This window comes from Tenacibaculum sp. 190524A02b, assembly GCF_964036645.1.
Taxonomy (GTDB): Bacteria; Bacteroidota; Bacteroidia; order Flavobacteriales; family Flavobacteriaceae; genus Polaribacter; species Polaribacter vairaonense.
Genome location: NZ_OZ038525.1, coordinates 4,136,117 through 4,162,838, shown reverse-complemented (window position 1 = coordinate 4,162,838; position 26,722 = coordinate 4,136,117). Strand labels below are relative to the sequence as shown.

Below are 26,722 nucleotides of genomic sequence, written 5' to 3'. Positions count from 1 at the left end.
ACGTTTTTTAATTTTTGAGCAAATATATCTAATAATTAAAAGACTCAAAAACACCAACAAATTATTATTGTTTATTTTTTAACAAAAAATATAATTTTTGTTCATTTTTTTAACTAACATAACACAAACTTGACGTTTTACAACCTCATCAAGTAAACTAACAATAAAATAAAATCTTAGATAAAAAGTTGCTCGCTAGTGATTTTTAAAGGGCTCTTTAGACACAACCAATGTTAAAAAAAAATGTTTTTATCATTAATAAAAAGTTATATATTACATATCATTAAAAAAAACCTAATATTTTTACATTATACACAATACATTAACATACTTTAACTTTTAAAGTATTAATTAGGTTTTTAAGGGGAATTTATTAAACTTTAATTTTAAACATGAAAAAATCGATTTTAGCAATAGTAGCTGTCGCTGCTATTTTAGTGGGATGTAATGAAGAATCAAAAAATGATGCTGTGTTAGTACAAGAACAAGAAATTGACATGAGCAATTTTTATGTAGAAACTGAAGAACTACAACACCGAGGAGCTTCTAACAAATGTCATTCAATGTTAGTATTAAACCGACAGTTAAAAGAGAACCCTGGGCTGTATAAAAAAATGTATGATGTAGAATACGCTACTAGAAAAACATTAGCTAAAAAAGGCAAACCAGGTGGTAATGGTGGCAGTGGTGATGTAGATATTACTCCTATTGCAGATGGTTTGGGTATAATTAATATTCCTATATACGTACATGTGGTTTATAGTAATTCACAGCAAAACATAAGTAACACACAAATAGCTTCACAAATTAAAGTTCTAAATGACGATTTCAGAGCTAACAATAACGACTTAAACTTACCTTCTGGCACTACTTTTGAAAATGATGTAACCGATGCTGAAATTGAATTTACTTTAGCTGGTACTTATAGGTATTCAGATTCAAGAGCTGAATGGGGAACAAGAGATGATGTTAAAAAGGCTTATCCACCGATTACTCCGGAAACACATTTAAATATCTGGGTAGCTAATATTGGTGGAGGAATATTAGGATACGCTCAATTTCCAGGTGGAACACTTACTACTGATGGTGTTGTTTGTGCCCCTCAGTATTTTGGTAACACTGGTTATGTTGAAGCTCCTTTTAATAAGGGACGTACTATGACACATGAAGTAGGACATTACTTAAATTTACGTCATATTTGGGGAGATGGGAGATGCCGTCAGGATGACTTTGTTGCTGACACTCCTAGCTCAGATGCTCCAAACTATGGATGCCCTTCTTACCCTACAACCAACTGTAAAACTACTGATATGACTATGAATTACATGGATTATACTAATGATGCTTGTATGTACATGTTTACTGATGGTCAGCGTAACAGAATGAGAGCTATCTTTGCTGCAGGTGGAGCAAGATCTTCTATGATATAAACTAAACATTAAATAAGAGTGTTTAGTTTAACCTCTAAACACTCTTCATTTCAATAACAACTTAAACCCTTCTTTATAAATTCTATTATAACCTTCGGTGGAATTTATCAAAGTTTAGCGTTTATAAAGCCTACTGGCAATTAATTAATCACTTAACTTTAATTTTTTTACAATGAAACGAATTGTATTATCATTAGCATTAGTAGCTAGTGTATTCATTGGATGTCAAAACAATGAACAAAACCCAAACGACCTTAACAATGAACTTCCTGAAAACCCTTTAGCAAAAGCTGAAAAGCAATGCTTTACTATGGATGTATTGGATGCAAAAATGGCTAACGACAAATCTTTAAAAGGAAAAATGGAAGCTGTTGAAAATTTCACCAAAAATTATCTTGCGAAAGTTAAAAAAGGAGAAATTGCCCAAAGATTGGTTAACGGAAAAATTCAAATCCCTGTAGTTTATCATGTAATATATAGACAGGCTAGTGAAAACTTACCTCTTTCTGTATTACAAGATCAAATAACGGCCATGAATGAAGACTTTAATTTACAAAATCCCAATAGAGGTGCTTTGCCTGCTGAGTTTTCAGGTGTAGAAGCCAATGTTGCTATTGATTTTGTAATAGAAGATGTCATTAGAGTTCAAAACACTAAAAAAAGAAGTTGGAAACCTAATGACGATATGAAATTTACTTCTAAAGGTGGAAGTGATGTTGTAAATCCACAAGAATTCTTAAATTTTTGGATTGTTAATTCAATGCCATATAGAAGAGGACAAATCTTAGGATATGCTCAATTTCCAGGAGGAAGTTGGTCTACTGATGGTATTGTTTTAGGGCACAGATTTGTTGGTCGTAACCAAAGAACCGCTACTCATGAAGTAGGACACTGGTTAAACTTACGTCACATTTGGGGTGACGGTGGATGTGGTGCTAGCGATTTTGTAGCTGATACTCCTGATGCCGACGAACCTAGTAGAGGATGTCCTTCATACCCTACTGTAGAATGTGGTAGTAATAACATGACTATGAACTTCATGGATTATTCTGATGATAATTGTATGTACATGTTTACGAATGGTCAAAAAGCTAGAATGGATGCTGTTTTTGCTCCTGGTGGTTTTAGAGCAACTATGGCTGACTAGAAACTAAACTAGGTTATTATAGATTATTTTTTAAAAGTAAAAACCAGCGGTTATATAACTGCTGGTTTTTCATTTATAAATTCTTGTCTTCTTATTTATTTAAAAACTGATTTACCATTTTTTCTAATTTATCTAATCTTTCTTTTAAGTTTTTATTTTCTTCTTTTAACTCTTTTAATTGTTTTATTTCTTTTTCTTGTTGAATAGTATATAAGGTTAACTCTTCTATTTTTTCTAATAATTTAGCATCCATATTACCTAAAAAGAAACCTTCTTTTTCAACTTCTTTAGCACTTGGTATATTTTGTAAATGCCCTTTGGTTTTAATATGGTTTTCTACCTCACTTAATGTTGGCAATTCATAAGTGTTTTTAAAAACATAATCTGGCCAATTTTCATACTTTGCTATTTTAACTTCTGTTGCGGCTACTCTTCCATCTACTCCTAGTTTAAACCCTTTTGTATCTGTTGTACCAATACCTACGCTACCTCCATCTTTTCTATCAATAACTAACTGTGCATGTGCTAAATCTGTTTTTCCTATGGGTAAATTTCCGCTTGATGTTCCAATACCTAAACCTACTTTTTCATCTTCTGCATCAATAGCAATATCAAAATATTTAACTGCTCCTTGAGTGTTTTTTGAGTTTAATCGAATTCCTCTTGTTTTATCAGAAGCATCTCCATTTTGAAAACGGGCTATTAAATCTTTATCTGTAGAAACAGATAAACGAGCATCCGCATAAGTAATCCCAATTCCCACATTACCAGTTATACGATTCATAGACATTATATACTTACTATTTACCACATCCGTATCACTATGAGTTCTTATATAAAAACTTTTACCGTCATTATGCGCGTTAAATAGCCAGTCATTTTTATCCTTTCCATTTACAATTAATGCTCCCCAATTACCATCTCCAGCTCTTAAACTTCCATTGACATCAAATTTTGCCCCAGGTCTAGTAGTATTTACACCAATTGACTTTGAGTTTAAATCAACATGAAGCAAATTACTAATAGTTACATGATCTCTAGTTTCATTATTTGGAACTGTTGCGGCACTAGTAATAGTTATATTATTTGTATCATATGCAACTACACTTAATCCCTCTACTAAAACACGAGGAGTATTCCCTGTTTTTAAAAGGTGGTAAATAGGTACTCTTAAGTTATTATCAACAAATTCCATTTCTCCTATTTTCCATTCAGCTCCAATATGACCAAAATTAGTTGGTACTTCCGAAGAGTGAGAAAAATAACCTCCTTGACTAACTGGGTTTTTAGCTATCTGAAAACGTTTCGTATACTTTCCACTAGTAAGCCTATGCCCGTAACCTCCTGTAATAGTAACTTCTACATACCCCCACAACTTTGCATCTCCAAAGTTAATATAAGCCACTTGATTTTCTAAACCATTTTGAAATGACCCAAGGCTTTTATTCCAATCAAAATAATTTTCTTGCCCTACCACAAGAAAATTTGCTAATAAAAAAGCAATTACTAAAATTTTTGTTTTCATATTTTGTATCATTTTGTTTTCTTTTAAATAAATTGAAAAGTGGCTAGCATTATTTTTGTAAAGGATAATATCATAGCTCTTTTTCGGGGGTAAATTTATAAAACACTGTAAAGTACGCAACTATTTTTTCAGCATTTTAATCATCAATTTCTTAACACAAATTAAGCTTGTTTAGATTTATTAAAAATAACTATATTTGTCCCATGGATTTATGCATTGAAGATTTACAGTATACATTAACAGTTGGAGGAAGAAATTGTTATCAATTAGACTTAGGATTTAAGGTAATTGATTTTACTTTTTGCCAATTATTAGCCTTCCGTAAAAAAATATTGTGGTATACTTCATACGAATCTATAGAAGCTATTATTGAAGGCGATAACTTTCTTTTGCTTTCTGTGGCTGACAATCAGCATATATTGTATATAGAAATCCCTCAACTTTTAGCTTTACGGAATGTTGTTTTAGCAGCCTTCAATACGCCTGAACTCACTTAAAAAGCTTTACTAAGACTACTTTTAAATTACCTCTACTGCTTACTTTGCGCGGTTATAATCTGTATCTTTACTAAGTACCTAAAATTATAGAAACATGGAAACAGCAATAAGAAGAGATATGATCTTACATGTGGAGATTGTAGACTTGTTAAATCATCAAATTATGATGGAACAAAAGGCTTCTTCTAAGTATTTGGCAATGGCTTCTTGGTGCGATCAACGAGAATTAAGAAATAGCGCGAAATACTTTTATAACCAAGCAGAAGAAGAACGTACACACATGATGAAAATTTTTAAGTTTGTGAACGATAATGGTGGAAATGCACTTTCTCCTACTGTTACAGAAGTTCCTCACGAATTTGAAAGTTTACGTGCCATTTTTGAAGCTTCATTAGATGCAGAGATAGAGGTTACAAACTCTATACATCATGCCTTTAAAACAGCCAGACAAGTTGGTGATTTTACCTCTGAAATTTTCTTACAATGGTTTGTTACTGAACAAGCAGAAGAAGAAGAAAAGGTAAGAGATATTTTAGATATGATTGGTTTAATGGGAGATATGCCTTTAAAAATGATTGATGAGCGTATTCCTACGGAATAAATTTTCATTTCATAGAAACACAAAAAAAAGGAAGTTCAAAAAATTGACTTCCTTTTTTATGCTTAATTCTAAAATCTCTTTAGATATTTAAAGACTTAAATAAATCTAATAATTTAGCATCAGATGGTCTTGGTGCTCTTGCATCAACAATATTTCCTTCTGGGTCAATTAAAATAAAACGAGGAATTCCATTAATTGCATAATCGGTAACAAATTTTGATTGCCAGTTATTATCTGCAAATAATTGCACTCCTACCATTTCTTTATCAACTATCATTTTTTTCCAAGCTTCATGATCTTTCTTATTATCTATTGAAATACTTACAAATTCAATATTCTTATCATGAAACTCTTTTTCTACTTTCTTTAAGTGTGGAATTTCATTTTTACAAGGCTTGCACCAAGTAGCCCAAACATCAATGTATACATACTTTCCTTTTAAATCTTCTAATGACGTTGTTCCTCCAGCATTATTTTCATAGTCCACAAATTTTGGAGAAAGTTTTCCTTGAGCAAGGTTAGTCTTAATATATTGCTCTTGCTCATAATTTCTATTAACATATTGCTTGAAGTTTTCAATACTTTCTTCTTGATTTTTAACAAATGACTCTTCAAGTTTTTTTGCGCTTAATAAAGATTTAAAGTCATTAACATAACCTGTTACTTTACTATCAAATTCCGCTTTAGGCAATTTTAATAAGTTCTCATCATTAAAAAAACCTTCACGTAAAAGCGCAGATTTTGCTAAGAAATTATTCTCTTCAGATCCTGCTCCAGTATACGCAATAGTTTCATCAAATTCTTTTGTATCAATGGTCATTTTAATATCATCACCATTCTTAAAGAAAATAGAAGTATACTCTTTTCCATCAAAAAGATTGTAAACTCCCTTTTCAACTTTCAAGGTATCTTTAAAGGATCCATCTTCAGCTACTTCTATAACTTTTTTATATCCAGCTCTGTTGGTAATTGTTAAAGCGTTAGAGTTTTTATTTGTTATTTTACCAGAAAAAGAGACATAGTCCTTTGGTTCCTGCTTACATGATACCAATCCTATTAGTACCATTGCAAAAAGAGTGAGTTTTCTCATTAGTTATTTAGTTTAAGGTATTTATTATCTGTTAAATATAAGTACATTGTTTTAAGTTTATATTTCCAAAGAATTAAATAATTCTATTAACCTTGGATCTGAAGGTCTTGGCGCATCTGCATCTACAATATTCCCTTGTGGGTCTATCAATATAAAACGTGGTATTGAATTTATAAAATAGGCTCTTGAAAACGATTGATCTTCATTTGCATATAACTGAACTCCTCCCATTTCTTTATCTTTTATCATCTTCTTCCATGTATCATAATTTCTTTTTGCATCCGTTGAGATACTAACAAAAACTATATTTTTGTTATGATATTGTTTTTCAACACTTTTTAAATAAGGAATTTCCTTTTTACAAGGAAAACACCATGTTGCCCAAACATCTATATAAACATACTTCCCTTTTAAATCATCCAATGACATAGTTCCTCCTTCATAGTTTTCAAACTTAGTAAACTTAGGAGAAGGAGTACCTTTATTCAATTTAGTAAAAATAAAATTTTTCTTAGGGTATATTCTTTCAACATATTGCTTTAATCTATTGGCATTTTCTTTTTGTTGGGCAATAAATAATGAATCCTTTGAACTTTTTCCAAGACTACCATTAAAATCATTGATAAAGTCATTAACCTTAGCGTCAAAATTGTTTTTGGTAAGTTTAAATAGATTTTCATTTTCCAAAAACTTTTTATTTGACTCCATTGATTTTACCAAAAAAGCGCTTTCTTTATAACCTATACCAGTTAAAGAAAGGGTTTCATTTACGTTATTAGCATCTGAATTTATATTTATACTATCTCCATTTCTAAGAAAAAGAATTACTGGAGTTGCTCCTACTTTTAGTGAATAGATTCCTTTTTTTAAGCTAAAAGTATCTTTAAAAACACCGTTCTCATCAACCTTAATGTTTTTTTGAAAACCTAATTGTGAATTTGCTAATAATAAAGTCTTAGTATTTAGGTTAGCTATTTCCCCGGATAAAGAAGCATAGTTCTTCACGTCCTTTTTATCATTTTTACAAGATGTTAATGCACCTAACAACACAATAAGGCAAAGTAGTTTTTTCATTTGAAGTTTCTTCTAATATTAGCCAACCAAGTTAAGGAATATTCATTAAAGTCCCACTCCTATCTAAAAAGAGTTATCAAGCTTGCCTCATAAAGAAAATCTGTAAAACTAAAACCACACTATAATCTAAACAAAGAGAATATAAAGCTATCCTAACCACCCTTCCCTATCTAAGCTCCTGTATTGAATTCCCTCCATAATGTAATTAGATTCAATGTTTTCGGTTCTTGATAAATCTGCAATAGTTCTTGATACTTTAAGAATTCTGTCATAAGCTCTAGCAGAAATATTTAGTTTTCCATGGCATTTTTTAACAACTGTTTACTCTCACTAGATAGTTTACAAAACTTACGAATTTGCCTCACATTCATTTGAGCATTATAATGGATATTGTTAAACTCCTGAAATTGTAGCATTTGAACTTCTCTTGCTTCAGTTACTCTCTTTCTTATTTCTGCACTACTTTCACCTTTTCTAATATCAGGTAACTTATCAAAAGGTAATGGAGTTACCTCTATATGAATATCAATCCTATCAAATAAAGGTCCTGATATTTTACTTTAATAACGTTGCACTTCTGCTGGTGAAGAAACCACTGGTGCATCTGAATCATTAAAATATCCTGATGGGCTTGGGTTCATACTTGTTACTAACATAAAACTACTTGGATATCCCAAACAAAAAATGCCCTACTAACATTAATAAATCAATCACTAAAACATATATCTAAACATTAGTTTACCTTTAATCTCTTGGCTAAAAAATTGATATGGATAAAAGTATAATAGCTCGATTTTAAGCAAGGAATTAATATAAAAAGAAATCAGTTGATATGATTAAAAATTATATTAATGAAACATGGTCGTTTGAATAAATTAAATTTATTATTCATTCTAATTTTGAAAAAATTTTCTTAAAAATATACTCGTATGTTTTTAAATGTCCTACAACAATAGTTCCTTTAATACTGTAATCTGTTTTTAACTGAATATTTGAATTCATTTTGTTAAAATCTACAATACAATAAAAATTCCCTTTTTGTTTCGTAGGGGAAATATAGTTTATTTTTCCTTGGATACCTCCGTATTTATAATAATTATATGCATTAAAGTTTAACTGTACTTTTTGTCCTTTTTTTAGATATAAAATATCTTGTTCCGCCACATTAATTTTTGCATAAAAAGTTTCTTCTTTTGGTGAAATAGTTACCAATGGTATTCCTTTTTCTATCTCTTGTAAGTTCTGTTTGGTGTTGTATATAAAAGAAATAGAACCGTTTGTTGGCGCACAAATAAATAGTTTGTCTTTCTTTTCTTTTATATATTCTTGATTGTATTGAATCTTTTTCTTATTCAAATTTAATTTTTCAATCTTCAACTTATTAAATGCTATTATTTTATCTAAATTTAAAAGTTTAGTCTCTATATTTTTTTCTGTTTCAAACTCTTTATTTACTAAATTTTCTAATTCATATTTCTTTTTTTGAACTATAGATTTAGCTCCTATAAATGATTGTTTTTCTGATAGTAACTTTTTATGTTCTTTTTCAAAGTTAATTCTAGAAATTACTCCTTTTGTATATAATATAGAATCTGTTTTAAACTTGCTTTTAGCAATGGTATAACTTTTTGCGGCTAAATTTATCTTTTCACTCCAATCTATAAGTTCTTGTTGTAAGTTTAATCGTTTTAAATGAAACATTTTAGATTTAACCTGTCGTTGTTTTTCATAAATAGATTTCTCTTTATTAGCTTTTATAATTGCTTCTTTTAAATAGCTAATATCTTGCTCTGTTGTTTCTTTTTCTACATAAGAAATATAATAGTTAGATATTACTTCTTTATTTTGAAGAACAAGTAAAGTATCTCCTTTTTTTACTTCTTGTCCTTCTCGTATTTTTATCGTTGTAATAGTTTCTGATACTGGAGAATTAATTTGCGTTTTAGGATTTTTAGAATACACTAAACCGTTATTAAAGTAAACTGTATCATCTACATTCAAAAAGAAAAGAATACCCAGAAAAAGGATTAAAAAAAGTAGTGTTACCTTAAATAGTAATGCGATAATTCGTAGTGGTTTAGTTCTGTATAATATTGAGTTTTCCATGGGTCAATTCATATTTTTTTGAAAAAGAAATGTTTTTTACAGGTTCGTGAGATACAATAATATATTTCCTATAATCTTCATTTATATGGGTTTCAATAGCTTTTCTACTCTCTGTATCTATCCCCGATAAAACTTCATCTAATATTAAAACTTCTGCAGATGAGAAAAAGGCGCGTAGTAATAAGATTTTTTTTCGCTGACCTGTAGATACATTTTTACCATTGTTTACTATCATAAAGTCAAAACCTTCGTCTTTTGTTGCTATAAAATCATAAAAACCTATTTTTTTTGATACGCTAATAATTTCAGAGATTGCTATTTTATTCCCTAAACAAATGTTTTCTAACACAGTATCATTAAATAACAAATCATCATTTGTAGATAGCAATATTTTACTGCTTAAAACTTTCGCGTCATAAAATTTTGAAAGTGTATTATTAATTATAATCTCTCCTTTTTCTAATTTATATAATGCTGTTATTATTTTACTTAAAGTAGATTTCCCTGAGCCATTAGTTCCTAAAATTTGAATTTTTTCATTACCTTCAACAGCAAAACTTACATCTTCTAAAACTATGTTGGTATTAGCATAGCCAAATGTTATGTTTTTAACTTCTAACCGGTTAATTGAAAAACCTGAAATTCCTTCTGTAGTTTTATTTTGTTGTATTTTTTCTTCAAAATCAAAAAACCTCTTCAGAATAATTTGATTTTCTTGTAATGTTAAATTCTGACTTAAAATACTTTTGAAGGCGCTAAATATTTTACTAGATAAAGCTATAAAAGTAATAATTTGTCCTAACGATATACTTTGTGTTCTAATTGCGTATTTAGATAATAGTAGAATTATCAGTATAGACATAAATCCAACAATTACAGCTACTACAGTGGTATTTATTAAGTTTAGGTATCCGTTTTTTAATTGTATTCTTAAATAAGAGTCTATGCTTTTATTAATTTTTTTCGAGGATTTTTTTTCTATTCCAAAGCTTTTGATAATCTGAATGGCTTCTATTTTTTCTATCACTTTAGAAAGGAAGTTTGCTTTTTCATTAAATCGAACTCTTTCGTTATGTTTTAATTGTGGAGTTATAAATACAAACCAGGCATAAAAAATTATAAGTACTCCTAAAATTAATAGTGATAATTGCCAGTTGATGAAAAAAAGAATGAATAATGAATATAATGAGATGGAGATATCTATAAAAACGTTAATGAAAAACTTAGAAAAAAAACGTTTTAACTTCATTGAATCTGAAACTCTTTCTACTAAATCTCCTTTTTTATAAGATTGAATAAACTGTAACGAAAAAGAATTAATTTTTGTATCGAATTTTTGAAGAAAAAAACGATCTAATTGATTTTTTAAATGTATTCCTACAAAACGTTTGTATGTTGATGTAAAAATGTTGAAAATTTGATATATGCCCAAACCTATACAGAAAACAACTAGTGTTCTCATATGATATGTAGGCAAAATATGATCGATTAACAATTGATTTATAAAAACAGCTAATTGTGTAACAAAAGCAGAGAAAAAAGCAACAAATATGTATATAAACCATAATTTTTTGTGTTCTTTTAGCTGTTTAAATAATTTCCAATAAATATTTTCTTTCTTATGTATATCATTACTTTTTCTATAGATTTGATCTGGCTTTTTTACAGTTAAAACAACAGGAACTTTAAAGTTTAATTTTTCTTTTTTGAAGTATAGGTTCTGAAATTCTTTAGGAACTATTAATCCTTCTTGATTTTCAAGAACATCTATTAAAAAATTATTCGCAGATCCTTCGTTTTTAAATCCAAATGTTTCTTTTATATATTTAAAATAAGATAATTTATTTGCAAGGTTATCTATTGTATTTGTTTCTAATATTACTTCACTATTTATACCATAAACCTCTAATTCTTTTGCTATAATTGTTTCGTAATACGATTCTTGTTCTATTAAATTTTCATCTGTTTTACTATATGTTATTTGAGATTCAAGCTCTTTTGATTTTAAAAAATATGTTGTTCCATTTCTAGGATCATAAATTTTAAATTTTTCTCTTTTCTGTTCCTTTATTACTAAATAATCATCGTTTTTTTTTCCTTTAATTGGTAAAATAAACGGGAAGTCTTTATTAGAAAAATGATCTGATGTACTCTTCCATAGTTTATATTCTACTTTAAAATCATCTTCTGATAAAAAGTTTTTTATCTGCGCTAAAGAAATTCCTTTTTTTGTAGGTTCTAATACTTGTTTTATTTGATCTCTACTGGTATGTATTCCTAAAATGTTATAAATAATATGTATAGCAGCAATTCCACAATCGTTAGACTGTAATTGCTGTTCTGTTGTTTTAAAAAACATATAGTAAATTGGTTTAATGAAGTACTATTATGTGGTTACAGACTTGTTTACAGAAAAGTTTTTTCTATTTCTTTTTTATAACTTAATTATTTAATTTTTTATTCTGTTTAATGCTGGGGTTTGATAGGTATTTGTAGTTTCTTTTTTAATAAGAGCTGATGTTTTTTTATAATATAGAGTTAATTCAGCAGTGTCTTTTAAAAAGTCTATATGATGTATTTTATAATTAATAACATCAATTCCTAAACGTTCTTTCAAATCTTTTTTTAATGCTTCTCCTTCATTTATATGAATATTCTCTATTTTTTCATAAACCATATTTAATACTTTGGTTCTTGAAAAGAATCCTTTACTAAATTCCGTTATATCTTTGATTTTTATACTTAAAAAGATAATTAGCATATTTAGAAAAATACATGTTATCATAAAAAGTTCTTCATTAATGTTCATAGGTATTTATCTTATTCAGTGTTTTTAATTGGTGTTTAAATCTGTTGTATTTTAAATTGGTATTTGTAATACACATTCCTATACAATATTTGCTAAAACTAGCTTGTTTTATAGATGCTAGTTTTAAAATTTTAATTAGCGGTGTATTAAGTGTGTTTCTTCCATCTATCTTTATTTCTAACACAACAATATTATCAAGAGAAAATGTTTTATTATTTGCTCTAAAACAAATATTTAAATCAATAGTGCATCGTTCTTTAAAATTTTTATTAACTAACGTAATTCTATTAAACTTATTAAGTAAACTTGGAGTTAAATCATCACTATTCCATAATGTATTTTGATTGATAAATTCTTTATCTACATTTGATAAATACTTTCTATCATCACTTTCAATTCTTTTTTTAATAGTTCTTCCTTTATTGGTCTTAAATTTTATTTCTGAAAAACTAGTATTTGTGTTTACATATGTGCGTTTTCTTATTTTTAATCTCGTTAGTTTATTGTTATGATGTGCTAAATAGAAATCTTTTGCAGGAGTATCAAAATACAATGTTTTGTAATCAAATACTTTTCTTTTATCTATCGTTAAAATAAAATAGTGATTATTTAATTTTCTAAGTATCGTTTGAAAGTTTTCTAAATGAAAAAAATACTTTAAATCTACTCTATTCATTAGATTAACTTCTTCTATTTGATCTAATGTGATTGTATCAAAATCGCGTGAAAAATTCATTTAATTCTTCTCTAAAAAAAGAAGAGGTTGAATTCTAAGTTAACAACCAAATAATTCAGCCTCTTCAATATTATTTTTATTGTTTAATAACTTTTAAATTCTTTTTATTATTAATGTTCAAAAAGTAAAGTCCTGTTGAAACATTATCTAAATAGATTTTTTTATCTGTTCCAGACTTAATAAGCTGTCCATTCAAATTAAATAGCTTCCATTTTAAATCTGTAAATGTTCCTTGAATTGTAATATTATTTGTTGTTGGATTAGGGTATATTCCTATTTTATTATTAACAACATCTATATCATCTGTACTTAATACATTTCCATTTGTAGCTCCTGGAGTTGGTATAGTAAACGTAATATAATCCGCATCTCCATCTACTTTGGCTCCATAAGAAGTACCTGTATCTATATCGGTAAAAGAAATTTCTTGAATTTTTGTGGTAGCATCTGGAGCTGTTAATATGACTTGATCTGTTCCTTTTAATTTAAAATCTAAATGATTTGCTCCTTGTTCTAAATCCTTATCTGCCCACAGTAACAAAAATCCATTTGCTGGCACTGTTGTTTTACTAGCGTCAGTATCTGGAATTTTCCATTTTAATGGTTCTGATAATTTATCTGAAATGTAATACCCTGCAAGATTTACAGGTGTACTATTCGGGTTATAAATTTCAATCCAATCATCATATTCACCAGCTTCGTCTGTTATTGTAGTATCGTTTTTACCTTGAACTTCATTAATTACAAGATTTGTACTCGTAACTGCAATAGGTTCAAAAACTGCTTTTAAACTTGTATTTGTTGTAAATGTTGGGGTTATGTTTTCATCTGTACTATTTACAGCTCCTTCCCATCTTACAAACTTATATCCTGGTAATGCTTCTGCTGAAAATTTAATAGGAATATTACTAAAATAGGTTCCTGTAAAAGTTTCTTTAATTGATTTAACATTGTGAACTCTTATAAAACCTCTATTAATATTTGAACTTTCATACGTTACTTGAATTGGATCTTCGATTCCTTGTGCATTTTTAATTCTCGTAAAAATATTTGCATCGATTCTTTTTTCTACGTCTTTTCGTAATGCCGCTATATTTGCTTTCCATTCAGTTAAGTTGGCAAAAGGAGCTGGTGATGATCCAGAGCTACCATCGTAACCTTGTTCTAATCCTAATGCTACGTTTGCAATTGCATGTGCAGGAATTTCGCTTTCTAATTCCTTTTCCATTGCATCTAAAATTTTTAATGTACGATCTTTATTATATACATGATTAATTAAAGCGGCTATTAATTGTAATCCTTCTGTTTTATAAGGTTCATGCGCTCTCATTTCTGATGGTATAATTTCATTTACTGACATAGCATTAGTTAATGGTACATGCTCAAATCCTCGTAAACCAAAAGTTGCATCATAATCGTGCATAAAATAATGATTTTGATGTGGTGTTTTTCCAGATAAGTCTTTCCAACTTCCAAAACCATATTCATTTAATTCTGCATAAGAAATTAAGAATTGTACATTTACATGATGATTGAAATTCAATATTTTATCTAATTCTGCTCGATCTGTTGTAAAAGTATATAGAATAGGATCTCTACCATTCTTTTCAAACTCACCAGTTTTTAACCCGTAATTATCTTTAATGTAAGAGTTATCATCATCTTCTCTTACATTAATAATTCCTTGATATTTTCCATTTACATATAATGCAGCTGGACGATATCCTTCAAAAGGAAAATCAGTTAAATTATCTTCGCTTAAAACTCTAGAAACAAAAGCATCTCTAAGATGTGTTTCTGCCCAATCTTGACTAGAGTTTCTTAATAAAAAACTTCTGAATTCATCTAATTCTTTATTTGGAAACATTTTATAATCAAAATCTTTATCTCCATAAACAGCATCTGCCTCTACTTTACCGTTTAATTGTGGCATGCCTCTAGAAGTTTTTCCCGATGCTCTAAAACTCGCATATTGATTAATAGCTACTGTTCCATCTTTTTCTATAAATATAAATTCTACTCTACCATCAATAACTTCTTTATTCCCTGAGTTTTTAGATGAATTGTCAGATGTTAATAATATTACGGGTAAATCGTGTGAAGCACCAATAATATAAGATCTATTTTCTGTAATACTATATTCTGAAGCTGATTTAATCACTTTACTCTTTAATATAGTGCTTTTACCTATTGTAATTGGCCCAGAATATGCTGTAGTGCTAGTTGTAGGCTCTGTTCCATCTAACGTATAATACAATGTTCCTTCTCCTTTGAATGTAATTTCTACTGTTTGATTTGTATCATACAATCCTGAAGGAATATTAATATTAATTTTTGAATCTAAAATGGTAAATGCAGAGGCTTCATCGTTGGCAGCATGTGGTGTTGGTTTACTTAATAATGTATATGCCCCATCACTTTTTCTTCCATAAGAAATATCTTTTTGAATTTCTGGAAATTCTATCCTTTGGATTTCGGTTTCATCATTTTTAGAAAAAACAAGTGTTTCTCCAGAAGCTGATAGTTTAAAATTTGTACTTAACCAAGAGTTTGTTCCATCTACATCTATCAATAACAACCCATTAGCCGGAATAGATATACCAGATGGGAATTTCCATTTTTTAATATTATCTGGATCATCACTTAAATAATAATCACTTATATCTATTGGATTACTTGTTATATTTTTAAATTCTATCCAATCTGAATATTCAAATTTAGAATTCCTGTATGTAGTTAAATTTTTAGATTGAATTTCATTGATTACAACTTCTTGAGAATATAAAGAAGTAGTTAACAGTACTAATAATAAAAGATATTTTTTTTTCATGTTGATATTATTTGACTGTAATACAATTCAACTTCTATTTTCCCTATAGAAAAACAAAAAAAATCAGTTACCCTATTAATTCTTTGAATCCTTTTACTGAAGTTGGGCAACCAATATTTTCATGTTTTTGTGCAAATTTACAATTGGATTACCACCATTTCCTATAAATATTCCAAAAGGAAATCTTATTTCTTCTTTCTTTTTATATCTCGAAAATCCATTAACAATGCCCTTTTTAATAAAAATACTTGGTTCACAATAATGAAAAATATTTGCCTATATTATCATAGAAAATGGAGAACCATAGATAATAGATATTCAACTAGAATAGTATATATGAGGAGGTCTTTTAATTATGCATTCAAGTTCTCCTTTTATTACTAGCACTCACAATGCAAATCTTTAATAAATCAAACTTTACTTTATTAACAACATTTTTACTCTTGAAAGACTCTACATAATGACACGAAGTGCATTGGTAAAAATGGAATACGTTACCAGCATAACTATATATGCAATCACATTTTAGATGAAACAAAAACACTATAAAATCAACCTATTGTATTAATTAATGTAAATTCTTTTTAGAAGAATTTATAGTATAAAAATGAACTATCCTAACCAACCTTCTCTATCTAAACTTCTATATTGAATTGCCTCCATTATATGATTTGATTCAATAGCAGCTGAATTTGATAAATCTGCAATAGTTCTTGATACTTTAAGAATTCTGTCATAAGCTCTAGCAGAAAGATTTAGTTTTTCCATGGCATTTTTTAGTAATACCTTGCTTTCATCTGAAAGTTTACAAAACTCACGAATTTGTCTCACATTCATTTGAGCATTATAATGGATATTGTTAAACTCCAGAAATCGTAGCGTTTGAATCTCTCTTGCTTCAGTCACTCGCTTTCTTATTTCTGCGCTACTTTCACCTTTTCTATCATCAGATAACTTATCAAAAGGTACTGGAGTTACCTCTATATGAATATCAATCCTATCTAATAAAGGTCCTGATATTTTACTTAAATAACGTTGCACTTCTGCTGGTGAAGAAACCACTGGTGCATCTGAATCATTAAAATATCCTGATGGGCTTGGGTTCATACTTGCTACTAACATAAAACTACTTGGATAATTTACAGTAAAACGCGCTCTTGAAATAGTAACTTCTCTATCTTCTAAAGGTTGTCGCATTACTTCTAAAACGCCTCTTTTAAACTCTGGTAATTCATCCAAAAATAATACGCCATTATGTGCTAAAGATATCTCTCCAGGTTGTGGATGGCTATTTCCTCCTCCTATAAGTGCAATATCAGATATTGTATGATGTGGTGATCGAAAAGGTCTGTTACAGATTAATCCTGAATCTTTCACTTTTCCTACTACCGAATGTATTTTTGTGGTTTCTAATGCTTCATGTAAACTCATTGGCGGGAGTATCGAAGGAAGGGGTTTTGTCCCCCATTTTCCCCTAATTCGGAAAACCCTGAGCTGGGCAGGGTAAGACGCTTTAAGTTAAAGCTAATAGTGTCGTGTCCAATAATTATTGTATCGAGTACGGTTTCTATAATCTCTCTTTTATTTTTCCTATCATAGCTATCCCATTTACTATATATTTCTTTTGAATTATTTATAATAAAATGAGTTGAATTTTGATGTATTGAATCATTTGCTATTTCACTTTCTAGGTTAAGTATTTTTTGTTCTAGCTTTTTTGATTCCTTGTATGGTTTATCATGATACTCTTTAAATGCCTCTGTCGGTATTTGACCACTCGTGTGTAATTGTAATAAGTTTTGTAGTTCTTCTTTTTGTTTGCCTAATTCAGCTTTGAGTGTTTCGTATTTCTTCTCTTTATTTTTGAGTGCTTTTTCTGAGTATTGAAAATATTTTGCGAGTTCTTGTTTGTTTTGAAGAAAACTATTAAGTCTACTTTTAAATGCTTCTTCTAAATCATCTCTCCTGATTTTGTTATTACATTCTTTGCTCACACATTTGTAATGAGTTGATCGAGACCGAACATTCATACGACTACTACAGTGACAAAATATATAATTAGTGAATATGTGAACTTTACGATTAAGTACTGGTTTTCTATTACTATCCTGTTCATCAAGAATGTCATTTACTTGTTGCCATAGTTCTTCTGAAACAATTTGGGGACAAGGGTGAAAGTACCATTCTTCTTGTGGTTTTAATTCTGTTGCTTTAGTAATTGGATTTTGTTGGGAAAAATTTGACCTACGCATTCCTTTGGAAATAGGGTCGCGTAGCCATCGTTTGACCACACCTCGTGAAAACTTTGCTCCACTTCGTGTTCGGTATCCCATATCATTAAGCATATTAGCAACCGTAGTTTTTCGTTCTTCTTTGAGAAAGAGTTCATACATCATCTTGCGAATAGGGGCTTCTTCAGGGTGTAGCTCAAGTTCATTCCCATTCCACTTAAAACCAAATTGAGCTTGTCCTCCTATCTTTTTACCTAATTTTGCTCTAACTTCTACAGACTGCTTAACACGTGAAGCGATTTCTTCTCTTTCCCATTGAGCCATAGCGGCAATAAGGGTATAGAATAGTCTTCCAGCAGGGGTTGAAGTATCAATACTTTCATAAATAGAAATAAGGTCAGCGTTATACATTTGAAAGTAATCTGCAAAGTCAAGAAGTTCTTTAGTATTTCTTGCAAATCTGGCTAGTTTGGAAAAAATAAGACCTGTAATATGTCCTTGCTTAATATCATTAAGCATTTTTTGGGTTTGCTCAAAATTAATTACAGTTTTACCAGATTTTCCTGATGAATCATATATTTCTTTAACTTTCCAACCTTTGGCTTTGGCATAAGCTAATGCTCGCTCTCTATGGTGTTCGGGTGATTCTCCTTTGGCTTGGTCATCAGTTGAAACGCGTATCCATATACCTACCTCTTTTGTTTTCATATTTAGTTGTTTATAGGTCTAAGTTAACACTCAAAAGTAACACATGAAAGGGTGTGTTACTTTTTCTTTTTAAGTAAATTTTTGAGTTTTGAAGCAATATTTTTACTTGGCATATTTTTGGCGTCATCAGGGTGGTAATTCACATCAATACGCCAACCTTTAACCCTTTTTGGTGGAGCTTTTGTGTCTTCTTCTGTAGGTATATCAAGATACTGAACCAGTTCATCAGGTTTAATATAAAAAACTCTTTTCTTCTCTTGAGTATTTAGAGTTTTTGAAACTTCTTTTTTGATATTCTTTAAATGTACTTCGCTTTCTGAAACAAGGTACACTAATTGATATCCGTGGGTTATACACTTCTGTATGTTTTTTACTTCATAGCTATTGGAGTTACTCACGGCTACTTCTATAGCAATGCGTATATCATTTTTAACAAGTCCAACATCAACACGCTGTCCATTTGGTAATTCTTCTTCAAGGTGAACACGATAACCTCGCTGATGAGCAATAGTTCTGATAAAGTTTTGAATAGAGCGGTGTTTGCGTAATGTTTCTTGCTCTTTTGCTTGTTTAAGGTAATTTTCCTTTTGTTTTTCAAAATCTGTTTGGTCGCTAGTTTCTTCTTTAACTTCAGAATCAATGTTTACAAGCCTTGTCTTTTTCTTTTCTTCTACCTCTTTTTTTACCTCTATATCTTGTTGAACCGTTTTCGTCTCAACTTTAATATCATCGGTATCTTTGTTTTTTTCTTTTTGTATTTCCTTAATTTTAGGTAATAGAGATTCAAGTATTTCTTCAACTTCTTCTCTCGGTGTTGCATATCTCTTTCTAGTGTTATCAATCACATACTCTCGCACTGTTTTTGCTGATTCTGCTACTTTGGGTAAAGGAAAGGTTGAAATATTACAATCTTTGTTTGAGCTACCAATACGGATAATGGCTTGTCCTGTTCCTAAGCTTTGTAAATCATCTGTATCAAAAAATGAAAAACCAGATTCTAACTTTTTAGCGTCAATATCTCCCAACCTAAAACATACTCTTGTATGTGGATTAGAGATAACAGAATTCAGAATTTTTGTGTCATCAATCTGTCCTAATTCTTGGTGGGCAAGGATTAACCCTAGTCCATATTTTCTAGCACTTGATAAGATTTTTGTAACATTTGGTGTAATAAAATTCTGAAACTCATCACAGTAGATATAATAGGGATGTCGTTGTTTTTGAGGTATATTTTGTCTACTAAGAGTTACTTGATTAAGTTTAGATAAAAAAAGAGAACCTAGAATATAGCTATTCTCTTCACCAATTAAACCTTGAGATAGTTTGATAAGTATAATCTTCTTTTCGTTAATAGACTTTTGGAAATCAACCCCAGTTTTTTGAGCCATTATACATCTTATTGTTTTAGGGCGGAGAAAGGTGTCTATTCTTGTAAGTAATGGGGAAATCCCTTTACGCATAATAGGATATTCATTATTCCAATAATAGTGAAACGAGGGGTTGTTAACATATTTTAGGAAGTTTTGCCTAAAAGCATCCTCCAAAAGGAATCTTTTTAACTCAATTAAGGTCCCGCCTTTGGAGCTTTCAAGAAAAGTATTAATTGCATTGGATAAAACAGCAGTCATATTATCACCCCAAGCAGTAGCGTGTTGCCTAAAAGTATTAACCAAATCAGAGCCTAATACAATTTTTTCAATATCTGAATTTGCATTCAATAAATTAAAGCCAATAGAAAACTTTTCATCTGATGGATCTATAACTATTACATCATCTTTTCGGTGTTGTGGAATGCGAAGCAACACATCTTCAACGATGTCTCCATGTGGATCGAACAAGGTACAGCCATTACCAGCGTTCATGTCTTCTATCATCATATTGGCGATAAGGGTGGATTTGCCAACACCTGTAGCTCCGATGATATGGGTATGACGCAATCGCATTTCATCGTTTAAGGTAACGTTTGTTTCAATACCATTATGGGTATTAATCCCTAGAATATATTTTTGCTTAATAGCTTCTTGGGGAACATATTTTGTCTTTTCGTTACCGATCCCGAGCTTTTGAGATACCAGCGTTTTATTCGGATAATGAACAAAGGTATTCAGTTCTTTGCTATTGAGGATAAAGCCTAAACGGTTACTTAAACGATGATGTAAATTGTATGTATGAAAATCATAATCATATCCCTCATTAGAAAGAGGTATTAATTTGTTGTACTGAGATTGCGATATGCTCGTAATACTTCTAGCTAATTCTTGGGCTAAATATTGGCTCTCTCTATTATTTTCCCCTTGAGTAGCCATACGCATAACGACTGAAAACAAAGGATTGGATATCTTATCCTTTGCACAGATTGGCATTTCAGGGGAATCACTAAAAAATGAACCACCTGCTCCGTCGGAAACTGCATATATGGTGTCTTTGGCAAGTGGGGAAGTAATACCTTTGAATAATATTTGTAGTACTGCAACTTCATTACCTTGCAAAGATTCCATAGTAGCGATAACGGAAGTTAAGGGATCAATACTAAATGATTCTGTGGTATGAATACTTCGCATATATTCATCATTCAGTCCAAAATCTGCAATTGCAATCTCTTTTTCTTCATTAAAACCAAATTCAGTAATGTCAATATCTCGTACTATGGCTGTAGGAAAATATGCCTGTATTTGTGAGCGTACTCTCCCGATATCATATTCACCACAGACTATTTGAATAGCTATGGTGTCTGAACTTCCTACAATCTCAAAAGAAACCATATGTTCAGTAAATGACAGCATATTCAGAAATTCAATATTTCTCTGTACGTTTATTTCACTTCCTTTAGGAAAGGAAAGAGAGAAACCTACTAAATTTGGTTTTTCACTAAATTCTAAAAACCGAGGTATGACCTCGGTTAGTTCTTGTTTTGGCTCTTCTTGCTTTTTGGGTGGAGCAAGTAATTTACCTATTTGTTGAAAGAGCGTTGGCACACGTCCATCGTCGATAACAGGGTTTGTATATGTTCCGTGATGAAAGGGAACATACGGAACTTCTATATCAATTGGAGTTTCAAAATGGTAATAGCCACGGTGACGATATTCCCAGTTATAGAAATGGAGGGTTGCTTGTTCGCTTGCGGTTAGTTCCATGTTTATCTAAGGTTTTTAGCGATTAAAAATATTATTCAACATTGGCTTACGTTCAGCTTCAGTCAAAGCACGAACCCCTTTATCATTAGTTATATCATCAATAACTTTGAGTACTGAATTTTGTGCGTAGGACATAAACATACTTGCCGTATCTACACGGTAATAGGTAATAGGGAACCACATTTCAGCTATCCATTTTCCCACAAAAGGAATTAATGAAATCAACATTTTCATAAAAGAGTTCTTATAAAGTAGCCACCAAGAGATAAAGAAACCGTCACCAAATTTACTCGCACAAATATCATATTGATATCCTCTCCATGTAGCACGTAGATAAGTTCGGTAGCGAGACATAGGTCCACCCTCTGCTAAGTACTCTGTGGTAACTTTAATGTTTTTTATTCCATGTGATAACAGCTCTTTTGATAAGAGGGAATAGAAATCAGTGGGGGAATACTCAAAGTTATCAATTAAGGTGTTCCAATTAGAATGGTGTTTTTTAAGATGTTTATTCATCAAGTATCTGATGATAAAAATCAGGAAAATAATAGAGATTATTATAACTGAATAATTAGCTATAAAAGAAAGAAAATCGTCCATAAATTAACATGTTTAAAGGTTAGTTATGATGAAAATTTACAGAGTGTTTTTTAAATGACAATGGAAAAATGACAAGAGGGCTTTTTCAGAGGACAACAGGTTGGGATTTGGTGATTTGTTTATAGCGTTTTTAAAAAATGCTTATTTACGGATATCCATAATACCTTTAATGACAAAGTAAATAGATTTGAAAACTATAATTAACATTACTTTATATAATTTGTAATTTTTTTGATAAAAAAAAGCAAAAACTTTTCCCAAATAAAAAAATAAAGTATTTTAATCGAATTAAATTAACTAAACACAAACTTTTAACTTATGGGAGGACAAGCTGGGCTAAGAGGCTATATGGCTCAAACCTTAGTAGCAATAATTGACTCATTAAATGAAAAAATAAATTGGAAAACTGTTACACTCGAGTCAAATGAGGAATCTGAAAAAGTAGATATTGTATGGGTATTTAAAGATGAAACTAAAAAAGTTGTACAAGTAAAATCAACAAAAAACGAATTTAGTTATGCAAAAGCAGTAAAATGGATAGCGGAATTAAAAGAGAAAACACTTGATGCTTCTCATTATGAGTTGTTTCTAGTTGGAGATTTACAAAAAAAACTAAAAGACAATATAATTAACGACAAACTTAATGGGGCCTTTGTTAAAAAAATACCTTTAAGTTTTAATTATTTTAATTCAGTCATTACTGAAAGAATAGATATTTTTTTATCATCTTTAAATAAACCTAAGGTACCTCATTCACTAAGATCATTCATTGCCAGTAATCTTAAAAATGAATTTATAGAGAACTCTATAATCGGTAAAGAATTAACGCCCGAAAGGTTGAAAATAGAATTGTTAAAGTTATTTGAATCGTTTAAAGAATATTTACAAGCCAGCCCTTACGCACTTCTTATCGATAGTGAAAAAGTAAATGATAATGAAATTGAAGAAAGACATTTACTAACGCACCATTTCTTAGAATTAATTGGTTGGAAAAACTTCAATTATAAACAGACTTGTAGTGAATATAATGAGCGAACTGATGAAGATGATAACTATGAAGTAGATTATTGTGGCTTTAAGCCAAGTAGATTAAAAAGTAGCGAAACAGACTATATCTATATCAAATCAAAAGTAGTTGATAATTATGATAGAATTTATGAAGAAAAAAAAATGCTAAAAGAATTTAGTCTTTCTTTTGATAAGGTTTCAAAAAGTTTTGAACAAGATGAATTTGATAATAAATCAAACACAAAGCGTTTTTTTGTAAACTTATTTTTTTCATTAGATAACGAACAAAATAATGAATATATTATTTCAGAAATTAATAAGTATTATAATAATTTAAATAATAATAGTATTTACTATTTATTAGATAATAAACAATTAAATTTCATAATACGCTCTATAATTACAGCTAAATCCTTTAGAAATGATTGTGCTGTTAAATTTCTATATCCGATAACAGAAGATAATATGAAAGAAGATAAAATTGGTAAGCGGGATTTTTATTTACCCCCTCAATACCTAAACTCTTCTATTTTACCTATAGTAAAGGAAAACAATGGTAGAATCTCTGTATTAATATTTTGTAATGATACTTATAACCAAACAAATTTGAGAAAAATAATCTGGCTAACAGTTGCTATAACTACCGGATTGGCTAATGAATATTTAATTTATTTCCCTGATTACTCTGATAAATATAAAAATGAGGTTTTTAATGTTTTAAGAGAGTTTAAGGATGAATTATTAATACAAAAAACAAAAGTTTATAGGTTAGAAAATGTTACACTAAATCAATTAAAAACTATACCGACTTCAATTAAAAAGACCGAAAACTTTAAAAACGATATTGTAAATGAGTCTGTACTAGAGGAGATTAATTATAAACCTAATAATGATTTTTTAAATAATTATTTGCCTTATGGAAGTATAATTAAACCTTTCCTTGATAGCCAAGAGATAGATTCTGATGACTTAAAAGATTTTTTATCAAAAAAGGGGATATTATTTAAGAATAAAAATAAGGAACTAATAATTGATCTGATGACTAATTTATTATATAGTCCAAATGAGATACAAGATTTGTCTAATAGCATTAAAAATAAAAAAGGAAAATCGAAAAAAATCGAAAAAGGAAGCTATATAAAATCAAAAGACTTTAATATTTCGTCTCTTGAAAATACTATCAATTCTGCTCTTACTACTATAAAACCTATTTTGAAAGAAATTGCAAAAGAAAAGAATGCAAAAATTTCTTCAATTCAGCCTATATCAAAAAATAATACTATCGAAATAATTATTAGTTATGAAGAATATAACCCAAATAAACAAGCTATGATTAGTAGATCCACTCAATTTGCAAAAGTGGTTTTTAAAAATAGTGCAAAAGAAATAGAGCCAAAACAGGTTTTTAGTAATAGCCTTGGGAGAAAAATGAGTAAAAAAGTTCTATCATCTATAGAAGATAGACTTAAGAGGGAAAATAAAATTGTCGAAATAACCCAAGATATAAAGTTTTCAAATTTTAAAAGTAACGAGGAAAGAATTGAGTTTCTTTTCAGTTTTTTGGATTTAGATAACAGCTTAATTTTTACTAAAGCAAATTTAAAACATTCAAGGTATGGGTTTGATGAAATTCAAGATATTCCAAAGGAGTTACATGACAAAATAGGCAAAAAACTTAGAGCAAAAGTAAGTGGGAATGATATAAAAGATATAAGAGAATTTTCAGATTTAGATTATAGAAAGTTTATTTTGCTTGAAAGTGTTAATATCTCCCTAGAATATGATTTGCAAGGAGCTAAAGGTCTTCTTTATGTAGATATTGATTTTTCAGGAGCTTTAAAAAATGAATTTCATCCAGAAGGAATCTTAACTTTTAGTACAACTAGTAGACCATATTCATATCATAAAAAAAATAAAATTCAAAACCTTGATAACTTTAATAAAAAAGTAGATGAAGTGTTTTCTACATTTAAGAAAAGTAAATTAAAAAAATTTAATTTAATATGATTTCATTTGCTGAAGCTGTAATAGAAGATTTATATATTCATGAAGTTGGTAATAAATTTAGAAATGATGGAGTAATCATTCATGATAATGGTGTAAATATAGAGAACAATGATAATTTAAAATATGCACTTAACACTTACTTTTTTTCTTCATTTCAAGGTAATGAATCCTTGTATCAGTTTTATCATGAGGTAGATATTTACATGAACGAAGTATTTGTATATGTTAGTAATATTTTTGATAATCATTCTAAAATGAGGCAAGAATCTATAAATATTTCTAAACACTTATATAATTCTAGTTTATATCCTAATATAAAGACAGGAGAACTATGTGTAGTGTTAGTTAAAAATATATCATACAAGAAAGAGTACTATGATGGGATAGGGTTATTTAAATCTGAAAATAAAGATACTTTTTTAAAAATAAAAAAAGAACCTCAAGGCATAAATATTTTAGATGAAAAAGGTATAGATATCAAAAAAATAGACAAGGGGTGTATTATTTTAAATAAAAATAAAAAAAATGGATATGTAATATCATCTATAGGTACTACAAATAAAAAAGAAGAAGCTAAATATTGGATCAACGAATTTTTAAACTTAACCTCTTTAAAAAATGAATTTCATCAAACTAACAAATTCTTGGGCTTAACAAAAAAATTTATAACAGAGCAGTTAGTTCAAGATTTTGAGGTTAATAAGACTGATCAAATTGATTTTTTAAATCGTTCTGTTACTTATTTTAAAAAGCATGAAGAATATAAAAAAGATGAATTTGAGGAAATAGTTTTTGAAGATGATAGTATTATAGAATCTTTTAGGGATTTTAATAATAAACAAGATAATTGTGAGAATGATAAGTTACCTGAAAAGTTTAAAATTTCAGAAAATGCTGTAAAAAAACAAGCTAGAGCTTTTAAAAGTATACTAAAGCTTGATAAAAACTTCCATGTTTACATTCATGGTGATAAAAGTAAAATTGAGAAAGGTGTTGAAACTGACGGGAGGAAATATTATAAGATATATTATGAGAATGAAAGGTAGTACTAAATTTATTAGGTAGTCCACCCGAAGTATTTACCTGAAATTAAAAAAAATAATTATACAATGAATAATCAATCAAGTAATGATAGTTTTATCGAACTTCATAGAATGGGTAAGGATTACTTCCAGGTAATTGATAGGGC

Annotated in this window: 18 protein-coding genes and 2 pseudogenes; 6 read left to right on the top strand and 14 right to left on the bottom strand. The window is 29.4% G+C overall.

Annotation, left to right across the window (positions count from 1 at the left end; genetic code table 11):
- Positions 1-392 precede the first annotated feature (392 nt).
- Positions 393-1,430 carry a zinc metalloprotease gene (locus ABNT65_RS16750; protein WP_348738602.1) on the top strand — a complete coding sequence of 346 codons (1,038 nt, stop codon included), beginning with the start codon at positions 393-395 and terminating at the stop codon, positions 1,428-1,430.
- Between the two features lie 172 nt (positions 1,431-1,602).
- The gene (locus tag ABNT65_RS16745; protein WP_348738603.1) at positions 1,603-2,577 is read left to right on the top strand and encodes a M43 family zinc metalloprotease; all 975 of its coding nucleotides are present in this window, start codon (positions 1,603-1,605) and stop codon (positions 2,575-2,577) included.
- Between the two features lie 91 nt (positions 2,578-2,668).
- On the opposite strand, the gene ABNT65_RS16740 is transcribed toward ABNT65_RS16745, so the two are convergent.
- Positions 2,669-4,102: a hypothetical protein gene (locus ABNT65_RS16740; RefSeq protein WP_348746389.1), complete on the bottom strand. Its 1,434-nt coding sequence runs from the start codon at positions 4,100-4,102 to the stop codon at positions 2,669-2,671.
- Between the two features lie 203 nt (positions 4,103-4,305).
- Here ABNT65_RS16740 and ABNT65_RS16735 point away from each other — a divergent pair, with 203 nt between their 5' ends.
- Together ABNT65_RS16735 and ABNT65_RS16730 are read left to right on the top strand one after the other, a co-directional pair.
- Entirely contained in the window at positions 4,306-4,599 is a 294-nt protein-coding gene (locus ABNT65_RS16735; protein WP_348746388.1) for a hypothetical protein, read from the top strand.
- A gap of 94 nt (positions 4,600-4,693) precedes the next feature.
- A complete protein-coding gene (locus ABNT65_RS16730; RefSeq protein WP_348738607.1) occupies positions 4,694-5,200 on the top strand; it encodes a ferritin in 507 nt (168 codons plus the stop codon).
- Positions 5,201-5,279: 79 nt separating this feature from the next.
- On the opposite strand, the gene ABNT65_RS16725 is transcribed toward ABNT65_RS16730, so the two are convergent.
- The 13 genes and pseudogenes from ABNT65_RS16725 to ABNT65_RS16670 form a co-directional block, all read right to left on the bottom strand.
- Complete coding sequence (locus ABNT65_RS16725) at positions 5,280-6,290, bottom strand: TlpA disulfide reductase family protein (RefSeq protein WP_348705427.1); 1,011 nt, start codon at positions 6,288-6,290, stop codon at positions 5,280-5,282.
- A 57-nt stretch (positions 6,291-6,347) separates the two neighbouring features.
- Positions 6,348-7,364, bottom strand: a complete 1,017-nt coding sequence (locus ABNT65_RS16720) for a TlpA disulfide reductase family protein (RefSeq protein ID WP_348738609.1) — start codon at positions 7,362-7,364, stop codon at positions 6,348-6,350.
- A gap of 147 nt (positions 7,365-7,511) precedes the next feature.
- Positions 7,512-7,843: pseudogene (locus tag ABNT65_RS21065) on the bottom strand (ATP-binding protein).
- Positions 7,844-7,924: 81 nt separating this feature from the next.
- On the bottom strand, positions 7,925-8,020 hold the full coding sequence (locus ABNT65_RS21060; RefSeq protein ID WP_412766828.1) for a hypothetical protein: 96 nt from the start codon (positions 8,018-8,020) through the stop codon (positions 7,925-7,927).
- Between the two features lie 232 nt (positions 8,021-8,252).
- On the bottom strand, positions 8,253-9,470 hold the full coding sequence (locus tag ABNT65_RS16710; RefSeq protein ID WP_348746387.1) for an HlyD family secretion protein: 1,218 nt from the start codon (positions 9,468-9,470) through the stop codon (positions 8,253-8,255).
- Positions 9,442-11,829: an ABC transporter transmembrane domain-containing protein gene (locus ABNT65_RS16705; RefSeq protein WP_348746386.1), complete on the bottom strand. Its 2,388-nt coding sequence runs from the start codon at positions 11,827-11,829 to the stop codon at positions 9,442-9,444. Before ABNT65_RS16705 ends, ABNT65_RS16710 begins: the two co-directional genes overlap by 29 nt.
- Positions 11,830-11,919: 90 nt before the next feature.
- The gene (locus ABNT65_RS16700) at positions 11,920-12,231 is read right to left on the bottom strand and encodes a DUF4956 domain-containing protein (protein ID WP_348746385.1); all 312 of its coding nucleotides are present in this window, start codon (positions 12,229-12,231) and stop codon (positions 11,920-11,922) included.
- Between the two features lie 37 nt (positions 12,232-12,268).
- Complete coding sequence (locus ABNT65_RS16695) at positions 12,269-13,015, bottom strand: polyphosphate polymerase domain-containing protein (protein WP_348746384.1); 747 nt, start codon at positions 13,013-13,015, stop codon at positions 12,269-12,271.
- A 76-nt stretch (positions 13,016-13,091) separates the two neighbouring features.
- Positions 13,092-15,845 (bottom strand): lamin tail domain-containing protein, encoded by a 2,754-nt coding sequence (locus ABNT65_RS16690; RefSeq protein WP_348746383.1) that lies wholly within the window; start codon positions 15,843-15,845, stop codon positions 13,092-13,094.
- A gap of 612 nt (positions 15,846-16,457) precedes the next feature.
- Positions 16,458-17,303: pseudogene (locus ABNT65_RS16685) on the bottom strand (YifB family Mg chelatase-like AAA ATPase); the annotation flags it as partial.
- Positions 17,273-18,784 (bottom strand): recombinase family protein, encoded by a 1,512-nt coding sequence (locus ABNT65_RS16680; protein ID WP_348746382.1) that lies wholly within the window; start codon positions 18,782-18,784, stop codon positions 17,273-17,275. The gene ABNT65_RS16680 and the pseudogene ABNT65_RS16685, both read right to left, overlap by 31 nt.
- A 56-nt stretch (positions 18,785-18,840) precedes the next feature.
- Entirely contained in the window at positions 18,841-21,918 is a 3,078-nt protein-coding gene (locus tag ABNT65_RS16675) for a type IV secretory system conjugative DNA transfer family protein (RefSeq protein ID WP_348746381.1), read from the bottom strand.
- 15 nt (positions 21,919-21,933) lie between these two features.
- The gene (locus tag ABNT65_RS16670) at positions 21,934-22,518 is read right to left on the bottom strand and encodes a hypothetical protein (protein WP_348746380.1); all 585 of its coding nucleotides are present in this window, start codon (positions 22,516-22,518) and stop codon (positions 21,934-21,936) included.
- 318 nt (positions 22,519-22,836) lie between these two features.
- Here ABNT65_RS16670 and ABNT65_RS16665 point away from each other — a divergent pair, with 318 nt between their 5' ends.
- Positions 22,837-25,533, top strand: coding sequence for a hypothetical protein (locus ABNT65_RS16665; protein WP_348746379.1), 2,697 nt, complete (start codon positions 22,837-22,839; stop codon positions 25,531-25,533).
- Positions 25,530-26,579: a nucleoid-associated protein gene (locus ABNT65_RS16660; protein WP_348746378.1), complete on the top strand. Its 1,050-nt coding sequence runs from the start codon at positions 25,530-25,532 to the stop codon at positions 26,577-26,579. The genes ABNT65_RS16665 and ABNT65_RS16660 overlap by 4 nt, the downstream gene beginning before the upstream one ends.
- Positions 26,580-26,722 lie beyond the last annotated feature (143 nt).